The 13,265-nt window shown below is 72.2% G+C and carries 13 protein-coding genes and 3 riboswitches; of the genes, 3 read left to right on the forward strand and 10 right to left on the reverse strand.

The window, feature by feature from the left end; translation table 11 throughout:
- Positions 1-2: 2 nt before the first annotated feature.
- The 8 genes from O7597_RS30680 to O7597_RS30715 all read right to left on the reverse strand — a co-directional run bounded on the left by O7597_RS30680 (position 3) and on the right by O7597_RS30715 (position 8,830).
- On the reverse strand, positions 3-617 hold the full coding sequence (locus O7597_RS30680) for a superoxide dismutase (RefSeq protein ID WP_281581531.1): 615 nt from the start codon (positions 615-617) through the stop codon (positions 3-5).
- A 142-nt stretch (positions 618-759) separates the two neighbouring features.
- On the reverse strand, positions 760-1,656 hold the full coding sequence (locus O7597_RS30685; protein ID WP_281581532.1) for an ECF transporter S component: 897 nt from the start codon (positions 1,654-1,656) through the stop codon (positions 760-762).
- Positions 1,653-3,284 carry an ATP-binding cassette domain-containing protein gene (locus O7597_RS30690; RefSeq protein ID WP_269742176.1) on the reverse strand — a complete coding sequence of 544 codons (1,632 nt, stop codon included), beginning with the start codon at positions 3,282-3,284 and terminating at the stop codon, positions 1,653-1,655. Before O7597_RS30690 ends, O7597_RS30685 begins: the two co-directional genes overlap by 4 nt.
- Positions 3,281-4,525 carry a CbiQ family ECF transporter T component gene (locus O7597_RS30695; RefSeq protein ID WP_281581533.1) on the reverse strand — a complete coding sequence of 415 codons (1,245 nt, stop codon included), beginning with the start codon at positions 4,523-4,525 and terminating at the stop codon, positions 3,281-3,283. The genes O7597_RS30690 and O7597_RS30695 overlap by 4 nt, the downstream gene beginning before the upstream one ends.
- Complete coding sequence (locus tag O7597_RS30700) at positions 4,518-5,447, reverse strand: hypothetical protein (RefSeq protein WP_281581534.1); 930 nt, start codon at positions 5,445-5,447, stop codon at positions 4,518-4,520. Before O7597_RS30700 ends, O7597_RS30695 begins: the two co-directional genes overlap by 8 nt.
- On the reverse strand, positions 5,444-6,898 hold the full coding sequence (locus tag O7597_RS30705; RefSeq protein WP_281581535.1) for a prenyltransferase/squalene oxidase repeat-containing protein: 1,455 nt from the start codon (positions 6,896-6,898) through the stop codon (positions 5,444-5,446). Before O7597_RS30705 ends, O7597_RS30700 begins: the two co-directional genes overlap by 4 nt.
- Before the next feature lie 127 nt (positions 6,899-7,025).
- A riboswitch (cobalamin riboswitch) is annotated at positions 7,026-7,168 on the reverse strand.
- Between the two features lie 77 nt (positions 7,169-7,245).
- A complete protein-coding gene (locus O7597_RS30710; RefSeq protein WP_332317159.1) occupies positions 7,246-7,740 on the reverse strand; it encodes a hypothetical protein in 495 nt (164 codons plus the stop codon).
- Between the two features lie 31 nt (positions 7,741-7,771).
- Positions 7,772-8,830, reverse strand: a complete 1,059-nt coding sequence (locus tag O7597_RS30715) for a prenyltransferase/squalene oxidase repeat-containing protein (protein ID WP_269742181.1) — start codon at positions 8,828-8,830, stop codon at positions 7,772-7,774.
- Positions 8,831-8,951: 121 nt separating this feature from the next.
- A riboswitch (cobalamin riboswitch) is annotated at positions 8,952-9,033 on the reverse strand.
- A 235-nt stretch (positions 9,034-9,268) separates the two neighbouring features.
- A riboswitch (cobalamin riboswitch) is annotated at positions 9,269-9,486 on the forward strand.
- Between the two features lie 188 nt (positions 9,487-9,674).
- Between O7597_RS30715 and O7597_RS30720 the strand changes: the two genes are divergently transcribed.
- Both O7597_RS30720 and O7597_RS30725 read left to right on the forward strand, forming a co-directional pair.
- Positions 9,675-10,121 (forward strand): acyl-CoA thioesterase, encoded by a 447-nt coding sequence (locus tag O7597_RS30720; protein ID WP_269742775.1) that lies wholly within the window; start codon positions 9,675-9,677, stop codon positions 10,119-10,121.
- A gap of 1 nt (position 10,122) precedes the next feature.
- Positions 10,123-10,743, forward strand: a complete 621-nt coding sequence (locus O7597_RS30725; RefSeq protein WP_269742182.1) for a LysE family translocator — start codon at positions 10,123-10,125, stop codon at positions 10,741-10,743.
- A 16-nt stretch (positions 10,744-10,759) separates the two neighbouring features.
- Here the strand turns inward: O7597_RS30725 and O7597_RS30730 are convergent, their stop codons facing one another.
- Positions 10,760-12,382, reverse strand: coding sequence for a bifunctional NAD(P)/FAD-dependent oxidoreductase/class I SAM-dependent methyltransferase (locus tag O7597_RS30730; RefSeq protein WP_281581536.1), 1,623 nt, complete (start codon positions 12,380-12,382; stop codon positions 10,760-10,762).
- A 75-nt stretch (positions 12,383-12,457) separates the two neighbouring features.
- On the opposite strand from O7597_RS30730, the gene O7597_RS30735 reads away from it, so the two are divergent.
- Complete coding sequence (locus tag O7597_RS30735; RefSeq protein WP_269742184.1) at positions 12,458-13,015, forward strand: helix-turn-helix transcriptional regulator; 558 nt, start codon at positions 12,458-12,460, stop codon at positions 13,013-13,015.
- Positions 13,016-13,047: 32 nt separating this feature from the next.
- Here the strand turns inward: O7597_RS30735 and O7597_RS30740 are convergent, their stop codons facing one another.
- Positions 13,048-13,242 (reverse strand): DNA-binding protein, encoded by a 195-nt coding sequence (locus O7597_RS30740; RefSeq protein ID WP_269742185.1) that lies wholly within the window; start codon positions 13,240-13,242, stop codon positions 13,048-13,050.
- Between the last annotated feature and the right edge of the window lie 23 nt (positions 13,243-13,265).

The following is a 13,265-nucleotide window of genomic DNA, read 5'->3' on the forward strand; positions in this document are numbered from 1 at the left end:
GGTCAGATCTTCGGCGTGGCGGCGCGGGCGGCGTCGAACCGGGCGATCACGTCCGACCAGTTGACCAGATTCCACAACCGGTCCACGTAGTCCGGCCGCACGTTCTTGTACTGCAGGTAGTAGGCGTGCTCCCAGGCGTCGAACACCAGCAGTGGCGTGGACCCCTGTCCCACGTTGCCGTGGTGGTCGTACACCTGCTCCACGATCAACCGCTCACCGAGCGGCTCCCACGCCAGCACACCCCAACCAGAGCCCTGCACGCTCTTGGTCGCCGCCGACAACTGCCCGGCGAACGCCTCGAACGAACCGAAGTGCTCGTCGATCGCCGCCGCCAACTCACCGTCGGGACGATCACCACCGTCCGGGGAGAGGTTGCCCCAGAAGATCGTGTGCAGCACGTGCCCCGACAGGTTGAACGCGAAGGTCTTCTCCAGACCGACAAGGGTGCCGAAGTCACCCTTGGCCCGGGCCTCGGCGAGCTGCTCCAGCCCGTCGTTGGCGCCTTTGACGTACGCGGCGTGGTGCTTGCTGTGGTGCAACTCCAGGATCTGGCCGGACATCGCCGGCTCCAACGCGCCGTAGTCGTAGGGCATGTCAGGCAGGGTGTAGACCGCCATCAGGACTCCTCCCGGGAACTTGCTGCAAAGCTATGGCTACTGCCACTATTTTGCAACAGGCTCCTACACCATGGTGCGGAGTAGTGATTCGTCACAGCGTGGACCGGTCGGACGGGGCGCCCGCTGACGCGGCTGCGCCGGTCTACCGGCCGTCGTGCGGCGGGGTCTCGGTTCGCTCCGACCGCGCCAGGTCCGCGTCCCGAACCTGCTCAGCCGGCGGCGCGCTCAACCCAGGTTCTGGTGCGGTCACGAAGGCCACCGGTGCGTCGAAGGCGGCGCGGCGGGCGGCGCGGCGAAGCGCGGCCAGGACGGCGGGTCCGATCAGGACGATGGCCGTCGCGGTGGTGATGGCGCGGCCGGTGTCCCACCCGAAGGTGGAGGTGACGGCGGTGAACACGGCGAAGCGGTGCAGGTTGTCCAGCACCGGTGCCCCGGCGACGTAGGAGAGTTGGGTGTCCGCGCCGATGCTGAACGGCCAGAACCACAGGTTCATCAGCAGCCCGTAGCCGTAGGCGGCGATCGTGCCGTAGCCGGCCAGCACGGCTATCTCGGCCCGGCCCCGCAGCCGGGCCGGCAGCAGGCCGGCGCCGAGGCCGATCCAGGCGGCGGCCAGCATCTGGAACGGTAGCCATGGACCGACACCGGCGGTGAGCAGGGCGGAGGCGAACAACGAAATGGCGCCGAGCAGAAACCCGAAGCCGGGCCCGAACACCCGGCCGGCGAGGACGAGCAGGAAGAACACCGTTTCGATGCCAGCGGTACCGGCGCCGAGCGGCCGTAGGGCGGCGTTGACGGCGGCGAGCACACCGAGCATCGCCAGGGCCTTGCTGTCGACGCCGCCGGAACTGAGTTCGGCCAGGACAAGGGCCACAAGAACCGGCAGTACGACGATGAAGACCAGCGGCGCCTCGGTGGTGCGGGCCATGCTCTCGGGTTGGGCGGGCACGAAGAACGGCCAGCTGAAGGTCGCCAGTGCGGCGACGGAGGCCAGGGCCAGCACGACGGCGGTGCGCGGGGCGACCCGCAGTGCGGGTCTCATCCCCGGGTCCCGGTGGCGGCCAGCGCGGCGGTGACCTGATCCACGGTCAGCCAGGCCTGCGGGGCCAGCACCTTGGCGACCTGCGGGGCGAACGCGGGTGAGGCGAGCATGACCTCGGCGGTGGTGCCGTCGGCCACGATCTCCCCCTGTGCCATCACCACGACCCGGTCGGCGAGGGCGGCGACGAGTTCGACATCGTGGGTGGCGACGACGACCGCCCGGCCTTCGGCGGTCAACCGCCGGACAACGGCGGTGAACTGCCGTTTGGCGAGGTAATCGAGACCGCGGGTGGGCTCGTCGAGCAGCACGACCGGCGGTGCGGTGGTGAGCTGGACGGCGAGGGCGAGTGCCAGCCGCTGCCCTTCCGACAGGTCACGGGGGTGCTGGTCACCGGGTAGCGCGGGGGTGAGCTGGTCCAGCAGTGCCCGGCAGGTGCCGGCAGGTGCGTCGGATTCGCGGTCGGCCTGGGCGCACTCGGCGTCCACCGTCTCCAGGTAGAGCAGGTCCCCCGGAGTCTGCGGGACCAGGCCGACCTGTCGTCGGGCCCGGCCGGCGGGAAGGGTCCTCGGGTCGACGGCGCCGTCGGGGCCGGTGACGACGGCCGTCCCGCCCTGTCGAGGGCCGCTGCCCTGCAACGCCCAGAGCAGGCTGGACTTACCCGAGCCGTTGCGGCCCATCAGCGCGACCACCTGGCCGGGATGCAGGTCGAGGTCGACGCCCGCCACGGCGACGGTGCCCGGATAGCGCACCACGATCTTGCGGGCCGCCAGCGCCGGGGTGCCGTCACGGGCCGGCGCCGCCGGCGGTGGAGCGGCGTCGGCGAGCCGCTGCCGGAGATCCGACGCGCGGCGGCGGGCGTCGCGTACGGACAGCGGCAGCGGTCTCCAACCCGCGGCCCGGCCCAGGTCGACAAGGGGCGGGGCGAGGTCGATGTCAGCCAGGACGGCGGCCGGTTCGCCGTCGACGACGGTGCCGTCGCCGGGCAGGTAGAGCAGCCGGTCCGCGTACTGCACGACGCGTTCGAGGCGGTGTTCGGCCACCACGACGGTGACGCCGAGGTCGTGGACCAGACGGGTGACGGCGGCCAGGACATCTTCCGCCGCGGTGGGGTCCAGGGCGGAGGTCGGTTCGTCGAGGACGAGCACCTGCGGGTGGCAGGTGAGCACCGCGCCGATGGCGACCCGCTGCTGCTGCCCGCCGGAGAGCGTCCGCAGCGGACGGTCCCGCAGCTCGGCGATGCCGAGCAGATCGAGGGTCTCCTCGACGCGCTTGCGCATCACCGCGGCGGGCAGGGCGAGTTGTTCCATGCCGTAGGCCAGCTCCTCCTCGACCGTGTCGGTGACGAAGCCGGCGAGAGGGTCCTGGCCGACGACTCCGACGACGTCGGCGAGATCGCGGGGAGGGTGACTGCGGGTGTCACGGCCCTGCACGGTGACGGTGCCGTACAAGGTGCCGCCGGTGAAGTGCGGCACCAGCCCGTTGACGGCCCGCAACAGGGTCGACTTGCCGGCGCCGGTACGACCGGCGACCAGGCACAGCTCTCCCTCGGGGATGTGCAGATCCACCTCGCGCAGCAGCGGTTCGCGGGCCTCGGCGTAGTGGACGGTGACCCGGTCGAAGTCAATCATCGTTGCGCCTCCGGTAGGGTGTCGCGGCTCGGCGCGCCGTGGGTCACGTCCTCCTCAGAGATGGCCACCGGTCGTGACGTGCGGTCGGCCGCCAGCGTCGGGGGCGGTGCCAGCCAGGCCGGGGCCACGGCGACCCCGACGGCCAGGAGCATCAGCGGGGTCAGTTCGGGCCAGGTGAGCGGGCTGACCGGCGGGTAGAGCCGGGCCGGGTCCACCGACCCGGCCGCCATCATCACGGCGGCCGTGGCCACCCCGCAGCCGGCGACGACGAGTTCCGTGATCCGCCAGCGGTCCGGACGGTAGCGGCTACGGCGGACCCGACGGCCGGCCAACAGCATGCCGACGACGGCCGTGGCCAGGCCGGCGAGCAGCATCGGCAGGCCGAGGTAGCCGGGCACGGTGGCGTCGAGCAGCCCGTACGTGCCGACGCAGACCCCCACCAGTCCGGCGAGCACCAGTCCACCGGTGAGGGCGCGCTGGCCGGCCGGTGTCGCAGCGGTGCGGCCGTAGCCGCGCGAGTCCATCGCCGCGGCCAGGGCCAGGGATCGGTCCAGGGCGTCGGCCAGCACCGGCAGGGCGATCCCCCGCAGGGCACGCAGTCCCTTTCCGGTGGCGCCACGTAGCCGACGGGCCCGGCGTACCCGCAGTACGCTCTCGACCAGTTGCGGGGCGACCGACAGCGCGACAACCACGGCGGTACTGACCGCGTACAGGGCACCGGGGACGGCTTTGAGCAGGCGCTTCGGATTGGCCAGAGCGTTGGCGGCGCCGAGGCAGATGAGCATCGTCGCCAGACGCAGCCCGTCGTAGAAGCCGCCGAGGAGTTGTTCGGCGGCGACCGGCCCGAACAGTCGGATGCCGGCCGCCCAGGCTGGCAGCGGGATCTCTGGCAGGTGAAGAAGGACATGCTCGCCCTGTCCGCCGCCGAAGACGAGGCGGAACACCACCCGCATGGCCACGATCACCGCGCCGAGCACGAGGTACAGCCGGAACGCGAACGCCCAGGGAGCATCAGTGCGGCGGCGGACGACCACCAGTGCGGCGGCGGCGACGAGCAGCGCCAGGGGCAGCGGATTGGTGGTGTGGTTGGCAGCGGTCGCCAGACCGAGCGCCCACAGCCACCATGCCCCCGGATGCAACGCCCGAGGTAGTCGCCCGGCCCCCGTCGTGGCCGGCCGACGAGTCCGCAGTGCCTCCGCCAACTGGGGGGAAGCCGTGCCGGCGGTGACCTGATCAGTCATCCGGTCCGACGCTTCGCCGCCTGCGGGCCGCGACGAGCCCACCGCCGGCGAGCGCGACCAGCAGAAGCAGCCCGGCCAGGGTGCCCACCGGAAGTCCGTCGGTGTCGCGGCTGGCGGTGACCTCGGTCGGTGAGAACGAGTTCGTCGACTCGTCGGACGGGGTGGCGGTGGTGGCGGCCCCGGGCGAGGTCAGGCCGGTGTCCGTGGGTGCCGTCGCCGCTGATGACAGCGGCGGGCTGCCGGCCGTGGTCGGGTCCACTGCGGTGGGTGCCGGCGGTGAGCCGACCATGCCGGTTGGTGTGGTTCCGGGCGGCGCGACAGGTCCACCGCCGACCGGCGGTGGGACGGTCGGTGGCGACGAGGAACGGGGTGGCGGTGCCGGTGCGGTGGTGCGCGGCGGCGCCGGTGGCGTGGTGCGCGGCGGGGGTGCCGGCCGGGTGGGCGCCACCGCCGGGCGGGGCGCGTTGTCGGCGTTGCGGTTGAGCGAGAACGACCAGCCTTCGAAGCTGCCCGCCGGTGGCTTGCGGTTGAGCACCCCCTTGTCGCTGTACGTCCAACTGCCCCCGTTGGGTGCGTGCCAGTACGACCAGTAGGCGCTGGCCGGCGGCGTGTCGACACACTTCTCCGCGCTGGTCGAGGGTTTGCCCTCGATCCGGCAGATGAACCCCTCGCCCCAGCGCAGCGTGCCGGTGATCTGGAAACCGGCGTTCTTCAACGCAGCCAGTCCGGTGGCCTGGTCGCCTCGCGCACACCGGACAACCGTCCCGCCGCCGAGTTCCTTGAAGTCCACCACGACGGTGACTCCGCCCGCATCCGGGCAGTAGCCGGCGCTGCCCGCGGCCGCAGCCGATCCCGGCCCGATCAGGACGCTCACCGCGGTCAGTGCGAGGACCGACGCGAACCGGGCCGCCCGGATGATCATGTGGTCCGCCGGCGGCCGAGGACCAGCAGTACCGCTCCCCCACCCAGCAGCAGCAGCGCGGTGAGCACGTACCCGCCGATCGCCACGCCGGTGGTCGGCAGGCGACCCGCCCCGCCCCCGGCGGGACTGGTGACGGAGCCGGTGGGAGTCGTCGCCGTGGCAGTGGGCGCGGTCGGCGTGCCGCTCGGCGTCGGACTGCCGGTGGGCGAGGCGGTGGCGGTCGGCGTGGGCGAGCCGGTCGGCGAAGGCGTGGCGGTCGCCGTAGGCGACGCCGTCGGCGTGGGTGACGCGGTTGCCGTCGGTGTCGGCTCGCCGGACGGCGGAAGATCGAGACCGATCTGGCCCAGCGGAATCTGCGCCAGCCCGAGCAACGCCTGGGCGGTGGCGCGACGCCACTGGTCCCGGAAGCTCTCGGCGATCCCGTCGCGGACCGCCTCGGCCAGGGCGTCGCTGGCGTATGCGATGGCGCCGGCATCGGCCGCCGCGGCGCCACCGTTGGCGGTGGTGAGCTGCAGCGCCGCCAGGGCCTCGGCGGCACGTGCCGCCTCGGCATCGCGACCGGCGGCGGCGAGCGCCTGCCCGGCCAGGCCGGTGCTGTTGGAGTTCGCGCCGCTGGTCGGCCCCGACCCGCCGAACGATCCGTCGACGCGTTGCTGCGCCACCAGCCAGTCCGCGCCGCGCTGCGCGGCCTCGTCCGCACCGGCGACGTCGGCTGCGAGCAACGCCTGGACGGCCATGGCCGTCGAGTCGACGTCGAGCGTGGCGTTGCCTTGATCGTCGCAGGACGGCGACGGAACGCCGTCGGCGTCGGGATAGAGCCGGAAACCGCCGGCCGCGCACTGCTGCCTGATGAGGAAGTCGACGGTCTCCTGCGGCGTGCCGCCGCTGCGGGCCAGACCCAGGACCGCGAAGGACTGGTCGAAGGTGTTGCTCGGGTCCGGGCCGGTTTCCTCGGTGGTCCGGCTGGTGATCCGGCCGTGCTGGTGACCGGTGCCCGCCCCGGAGAGCAGCGCCACGGTCTCGGCGCGCAGGTCCCAGCCGCCGAAGTCGGTGGGGTCGGCGCCCGCGGACGAGGCGACGTAGAGCAGCTTCGCCGTCGCACCCCCGTCGGTGAAGCCCTCGATGCCCCAGTCGTCGTAGCTGTTGTAGGACCGCACGTGCGCGGCGATCTGCGCCGTTGCCGCCTGCCGCGTCGGGCCGGCCGCCCCGGTGGCGGCGAGGGCGATCACGCCGTCGATGCTCAGCCCCCAGTCCTGCGGGCTGAACGGGCCGGGCAGCACGCCGTCGGTGTACTCCCCGGCGAGCCAGGTCGCGGCGTCACGCGCGGCGACGGTGTGAGCCGGCGCGGGCGCGGCGGTCACGACGAGAGGGGTGGCCGTGACGACGGCGAACGCGATGGCGGTGGCGGCGCCGAAACCGGCGCCGACGCGCCGGAGCGGGGACGTGGGCATGAGGGGTGCCTTTCGCAGAGCGGTCGGTGAAAGCTCCGGAAGGCACCGGTGGCGATATCCGCTCGCGTGGCCGCGATGAGATGCCGCACCTAGGTTGCCCGGACTCCACCCTGTAGACCTCGACAGTGGAAGCCGCTCGTCCGGTGCGGGGCATTCCGGCTCGCGAGACAGCTCTCGCTCACGGTTGCGGGTCAGCGTCGGCTTCTACCGACTTCCCCCCACACAGGACGTATTCAGTTGAGTACCCGACGCGCCGGGTGCCGCCACCGTACCGCCCGGTCACCTTTCGGCGCCAGCGTGGCGGACGACACCCGACGCGTCGACAGCTCAGGCAGCCTACCCGCAGGTCAGGGCGCGGTGATACTGGGCGCCGCGCCGGAGCCGAACGACCAGCCCTCCACCGTCCCCGGCGCCGGGTTGTAGCTGGTCGCTCCCAGCGTGCTGTAGGTCCAGGCGGCGCCGCTGCCGGAGGCGTGCCAGTACGACCAGTACGCGCTGGCCGGCGGGGTGTTGATGCACGGCTCCGTCGCGGCGGTCGGCTTTCCGTTGATCCGGCAGACGAACGCCAACCCCCACCGCTTCGTACCGGTCACCGTGAAGCCGGCACCCTGCAGGGCGGCCAGCCCGGTGGCCGGGTCACCGAGCGCGCACGCCACCTGGACGCCGCCGCCGAGCGAACCATAGTCGACCACCACCGTGACCCCGGTCGTCCCGGTGCACGCGGCGGCCTGCGCGGCTCGGGGAGACGGTTCGACAGCGATCAACCCGACGGCGACGACAGCCACCACCACGATGCTCGCCAGCCACCGACGGACGGGATCGTAGACCTGGGACATGAGCACTCCTTCTGATGGGACGGAACCTGCCGGCCGGTCAACGGCAGCGCAGGGTGGGTGCACCGGTGGTCGCGGCGACGGTGGAGAGCCGGGCGTATCCGGTGCCGGCCAGGCCGAGAACAGCCTGGGTGGTGGCACGGGGGGCGGTACCGGGATCGAAGACACCGCCGTCGAAGTCGACCGCGCCCCGGTCGGTGACCGGGGCGGCACACCCGACCTGAAGACCGGCCAGGAACACGCGGGCCCGGACCCAGGCCAGCGGCCGGCCGCCGTCGCGCAACGCCTGGGCCGCCAACCCGGTGCTGTTGGCGTTCGCGACCCCACCGGAGTTGGTGAACCCGCCGTCGGCGCGTTGCACCGAGACCAGCCAGCGCAATCCCGCGGCGGCGTCAGCCGGGCGTCCGGCGGCCCGCAACGCCTGCACCGCGACGGCGGTGGCGTCCACGTCGGAGACACAGACGGGCTGCTCCGGCAGCAGCGGATAGCCTCCGTCCGGGCACCGGGTGCCGGCCAGCCAGCCGGCGGCGACCGCCGGCACGCCCTGCGCGGTCCGGTCCAGCGCGAAGATCGCGAAGGACTGGCTGAACGCGTTGCTGTAGTCACCCCACGCCGACCGGTCGGTGAACCGGCCATCGGGGTCCTGGAGCGACCGCAGCCGGGCGATGAGATCCACACCGCCGACGTCGGTGGGGTCAGCGCCGCGGACCGCGACGGCGAGAGCGAGTTTGGCGGTCGCGCCGGCGTACGCCTCAGTGGTGCCGTCGCCGATGTACCCGTCGCGGACGTCCGGCCGGGTCACCCAGGCCAACGCCTGAGCGCCGAAGTCGTCGGCGACACCGGCGGCGGCGAACGCGAAAACCGCGTCCAGGGTCAACCCCTGGTCGGGGTACGCGACCCCGTCGAAGACGGCCTCGAAACGTTCTCCGTCGACCAACTGTCGGGCCAACCAACCGGCGGCGGCATCCGTCCGGACGGCACCCGCGTGTGCGGGTGCGGCGATCGTGGGTGCGGCGATCGTGGGTGTGGTGAGAGTGAGGGCGGCGAGTATCCCGCAGAGCAGGGCGAGCAGGCGGTGCCGGCCCAGGCGAACGACCATCGGTTGGCGCCTTTCCGGCCCGGCGGTCGTCGAGACCCGGCCCGCTCGGTGATGCCACGGCGGACCGGCCTCCGACCCGTGGGCCACGACGGGTGGGGAGCAGAGACTCGCGGGTACGTCAGGTATTCGGGCTCGCCACCAGGGATGATGCTCCCCGGCGGCCTACCGTTGCGGGCCAGCGCCGGACTTCGACCGGACTTCCCCCACACGCACGCGCGTTGTTCAGTTGTCGCGCCAGTCTCGTCGGCCACACGACCACTGTCAATCAGCAACCGGATGCGCACCTTGGGTAACCACAACGCGGCAGGCGGCGGCCGGGTCTCGCTCTCGCTCCGCCAGACCCCGCTTCCGTTGCACCGGCCACGGAACAGGTGGACCGTCGAGGGAGACAGCTCACAGCGAGCACCAGGCGAGCCCGCTGACCGGCCGGGTCGGGATAGGGTGACCGACGGCGCTGGTTCGCCCGACCGTTACCGGTGGGGCGTCGCAAGAGGGAACCCGGTGAGAATCCGGGACTGCCCCGCAGCGGTGAGTGGGAACGACCGCCGTCACCACGCACTGGGCCACCCGGCCTGGGAAGCGACGGCCAGTAGGAGAACGGACGAGTCCGGCACCGCCCACGAGTCCGAAGACCTGCCCGCGCTGCGTACACAAGGTGTGTGCGCCTGCCGTCGACCTCGCGGGTGGGTCGGGCGGGGTGACGCGCCGCGTCGGCGTGTTCCTCGACGTGCGCGCCCCCCGGTCGGTGGCCTCCTTTCCGAGGACGGACGCCCCCGTGCAGGACACGACCACCACACTCGCCGGCCGACCACCGTCGGCCTCCCATCTGACCCTGTCGCAGATCATGGACCAGCACCACACCAACCTCATGGGTACGGTCCACGGCGGCCGGATCCTCAACCTCATCGACTCCGTCGCCGGAGTGGTCGCCGCCCGGCACTCCGACGGACCGGCCGTAACCGCCGCCATCGACGAGACCGCCTTCCTCCGCGCGGTCCGCGTCGGCGACGTCGTGCACGTCGACGCCCGCATCACCTGGGCCGGACGCAGCTCCATGGAGGTCACCGTCAAGGTCACGGCCGACCGATGGGACCGGGCCGTACCACCGACCGACGTGGCCACCGCCCACCTGGTCATGGTCGCCGTCGACGACGACGGCCAGCCCCGGCCGGTGCCACCGCTGCTCCCCCAGACCGACGGCGACCGGCGGCGCTACCGCGAGGCAGAGATCCGTCGCGAGCACCGGCTGGCACTGCGGCGCGCCCTGCTCGACGGCACCGAGGAGTACTGAGATGCTCGGACTGTCCACAACGGCCCTCGCGGGCTACCTCGCCGCGATCGCCCTACTCATGGTCACTCCCGGGCCGGACATGATGTTCGTCCTCGCCAACGCCACCCGATACGGCACCCGGGCGGGTATCGTCGCCGCGATCGGCGTCGCCGCCGGGGAGGCGATCCACATCGCGGCCGTCGTCTGCGGACTGGCCGCGCTCGTCGCGGCCTCGCCGGTGCTGTTCACCACGATCCGCTGGGCAGGCGCGGTGTACCTGGTCGCCCTCGGGATTCGCGCCCTGCTCGGTGCCGGCGCGCCCGCCGACGAGACGAAGCGGGTTGGCACCAGCGGACAGGCGTTCCTGCGAGGGCTGCTGACCAACCTGCTCAACCCGAAGATGATCCTGTTCAGCGTGGCGTTCCTGCCCCAGTTCGTGAATCCGGCCGCCGGTGACCCCACCGCCCAACTGGTCCTGCTCGGCGCTGTCTTCATGGCCGTGCAGCTCGCCGTCGACATCGCCATCGGCGCGGGCGCCGGACGCCTGGCCCGAAGGATGACTGACAGCCGCTGGTCACGGCGCGTCAACCGGATCTGCGCCGTCGCGTTCGTCGTGCTCGGACTACGACTGGCCGCCGGCTGACCCCTGCGGCGTGGCCTCACCGCTCCTTGCGATGGTCGAGCCGGACGGCGCGCAGCACGACGTCGTTGACGTGGTGGGTGCTGATCGCTCCCGGCGGACGCGGCCGGCTCTCGTTCACGTCGACTCGCCAGTCGCCCGAGGCCGTGAGCGCGGCGGCGATCTCGTCGATGCCGACGTACGCCTGCGGGTCGTACATGCGGGTCTGCTCGCCGGGGTCCGCCGGCTGCTGGAGCGGCGTCAGCTCGTGGCCGACGACGAGCAGCGTCCCACCGACGGACACGGCGTCGAGCAGGTTGCGCAGTCCGCGCTGCTCGGGGGTGCGCTGGAACGAACCGTACTGCAGGGAGACCAGGTCGTAGGTCTCGTCCGCGAAGGCGGCCCGGTCGTTGGCGTCGCGGTGCAGCGTACGCACGTCGAGCCCGCGACGCTCCGCTTCGGCCCGGATGCGGTCCAGTGCTCTGCCGGAGACGTCGGAGGCGGTCACCTGCCAGCCTCGTTCGGCCAGCCAGATCGCGTCGGCTCCTTCACCGGCGCCGACGTCGAGCGCCCGGCCGGGGGGCAGGTCCGTCGCCTCCGCCACGAGCGTGCCGTTCGGGTTGGCGCTCCACATGCGTTCCTGATCCCCGTACCGGCTGTCCCACTCGATCTCGACGCCGGAGGGGCGCAGGCCCGCCGTGGTGTCCTCGGCGGCGAGGCTGAAGGCGATCTGGGCACCGACCCAACTGCCGTTCGCGGCGGCCGGCAGGACCTGGGCGCTCGGGTCCGTCAGGTTCCCGGCGGCGTACACGCCCGCCACGCTGGTACGTCCGGTGGCGTCGACCGCGACGAGGTCACCGAGTCCGCTGGGGTGAGCCGTGATGTCGATGCCCAGCCCCGCGAGCATCTCGACCCGGGGACGGAACCGGGCACCGGCGAGGACCGCGTCGGCCGGCAGGCTGCGGCCGTCGGCAAGCTCGACGACGAGTGAACCGTCCGGGTCGGCGTCGGACACCCGGCGCACCGCGCCCTCGACCACCGCAACCCCGGAGGCGACGAGGGTCCGCACCACGGCCGGGTCGATCCCCGTCGCGTCATGCAGCACCACGGTCAACTGGTCGGTCAGGTGCCGCATCAGCTGGGTCGGGTGCAGTCCCATCGGCGTCGTGACGATCTGCACGACCCGCAGGTCGCGGACCTCCCAGCCATGGCAGAACGGACAGTTGATCACCTCGCGGCCCCAACGCTCGGCGAGGCCCTCGATGTCGGGAAGCTCGTCGGCGATGCCGGTCGCGGCCAGTATCCGGCGGGCGACGAGACCGTGGCCGCCCGAGAGGGCGAGGTGGAACCCGTCGTCCTCCTTGCGCACGGCCAGGACACGGCCGGTGAGGACGTTGCCACCATAGCTACGGACCTCCTCCCGCCCGATGGCCCGCATCGCCTCGGGCGGGGTGCCCTCACGTCCCAGGTAGCCGTGCATGTGCGCCGCCGGCGCGTTCCGCGGCGTGCCGTCGTCGACGACGATGACCGAGCGTCGCTGACGAGCGAGCTGCAGCGCGGCCGCCAGACCGGCCGCCGAGCCGCCGATGACGGCAACGTCGCACCGGCGGACGACGCGCTGGTGGGGTGGGTGGTCGGAGGCTTCGTGGGCGTGGTTCGTCATGCGTCAAGCGTAGGAACGCCTGGCGATTGGTGAAAGGTGGTTTGCGGAATTCGCAAGGCGTGTCATGCTGGGGACATGACCGACCGCAGTGACGTGGAGCATCTGGCGCGCACAAGGCTGCGAAGCATCCGCACCACGCTCGGCTACTCCCTGGACGAACTCGCCGAACGCACCAATCTCAGCCCGTCGACGATCAGCCGGGTCGAAACGGGCAAACGTACACTCAGCCTCGACGTGCTCGTCCCCTTGGCCAACGCGCTACAGGTCAGCCTCGACGTCCTGTTCGAGGCGACCAGCGACGAGGACGTGGTGATCCGTCCCGTGCAGCACCGTTCGGGCTCGCGCACCACCTGGCCGCTGAGCCGCGTCGACGGGCGCACCATGGCGATGAAGGTCCGGTTGGAGCCCGAGGCGACGATGCCGGCCCAGCGGGTCCATCCGGGGTACGACTGGTTCCTGGTCCTCGACGGCAGGGTGCTGCTGTGGCTCGGCGAGCGGCGGATCGAGGTCGGCAAGGGCGAAGCAGCCGAGTTCTCCACGATGACACCCCACTCGATGACAGCGCTCGACGAGCCCGCCGAGCTGATCATGATCTTCGACCGCGAGGGCCAGCGCGCGCATCTGCACCAGTAAGCGCGCAACCCGCCAGGGTGGGGTGCCTCGCGTCAGCTCAACCCGAGATTGTGCTGTTCGAGGGCGGTCTCAATGATGTCCAGTGCCTTCGGCCCCACGCCGTGCAACCTGGCAAGCTCCGCACGCGGCGCACCGTCGAGCTGGCGTAGGGCGGTGTAGCCGGCGGCGTTCAGCGCCCGCGTCGCGGGTGCGCCGATCTTCGGCAGGGTGTCAAGGGACGATTCCACCGCTCGATGCTAGACCGCCGCTC

This window comes from Verrucosispora sp. WMMC514 (assembly GCF_027497295.1).
Classification (GTDB): domain Bacteria; phylum Actinomycetota; class Actinomycetes; order Mycobacteriales; family Micromonosporaceae; genus Micromonospora; species Micromonospora palythoicola.

Excerpts from the sequence above, each read along its gene's own strand:
- O7597_RS30680 (WP_281581531.1), bottom strand. The coding sequence starts at position 617 with ATGGCGGTCTACACCCTGCCTGACATGCCCTACGACTACGGCGCGTTG.
- O7597_RS30685 (WP_281581532.1), bottom strand. The coding sequence starts at position 1,656 with ATGAGACCCGCACTGCGGGTCGCCCCGCGCACCGCCGTCGTGCTGGCC.
- O7597_RS30690 (WP_269742176.1), bottom strand. The coding sequence starts at position 3,284 with ATGATTGACTTCGACCGGGTCACCGTCCACTACGCCGAGGCCCGCGAA.
- O7597_RS30695 (WP_281581533.1), bottom strand. The coding sequence starts at position 4,525 with ATGACTGATCAGGTCACCGCCGGCACGGCTTCCCCCCAGTTGGCGGAG.
- O7597_RS30700 (WP_281581534.1), bottom strand. The coding sequence starts at position 5,447 with ATGATCATCCGGGCGGCCCGGTTCGCGTCGGTCCTCGCACTGACCGCG.
- O7597_RS30705 (WP_281581535.1), bottom strand. The coding sequence starts at position 6,898 with ATGCCCACGTCCCCGCTCCGGCGCGTCGGCGCCGGTTTCGGCGCCGCC.
- O7597_RS30715 (WP_269742181.1), bottom strand. The coding sequence starts at position 8,830 with ATGGTCGTTCGCCTGGGCCGGCACCGCCTGCTCGCCCTGCTCTGCGGG.
- O7597_RS30720 (WP_269742775.1), top strand. The coding sequence starts at position 9,675 with ATGGACCAGCACCACACCAACCTCATGGGTACGGTCCACGGCGGCCGG.
- O7597_RS30725 (WP_269742182.1), top strand. The coding sequence starts at position 10,123 with ATGCTCGGACTGTCCACAACGGCCCTCGCGGGCTACCTCGCCGCGATC.
- O7597_RS30730 (WP_281581536.1), bottom strand. The coding sequence starts at position 12,382 with ATGACGAACCACGCCCACGAAGCCTCCGACCACCCACCCCACCAGCGC.
- O7597_RS30735 (WP_269742184.1), top strand. The coding sequence starts at position 12,458 with ATGACCGACCGCAGTGACGTGGAGCATCTGGCGCGCACAAGGCTGCGA.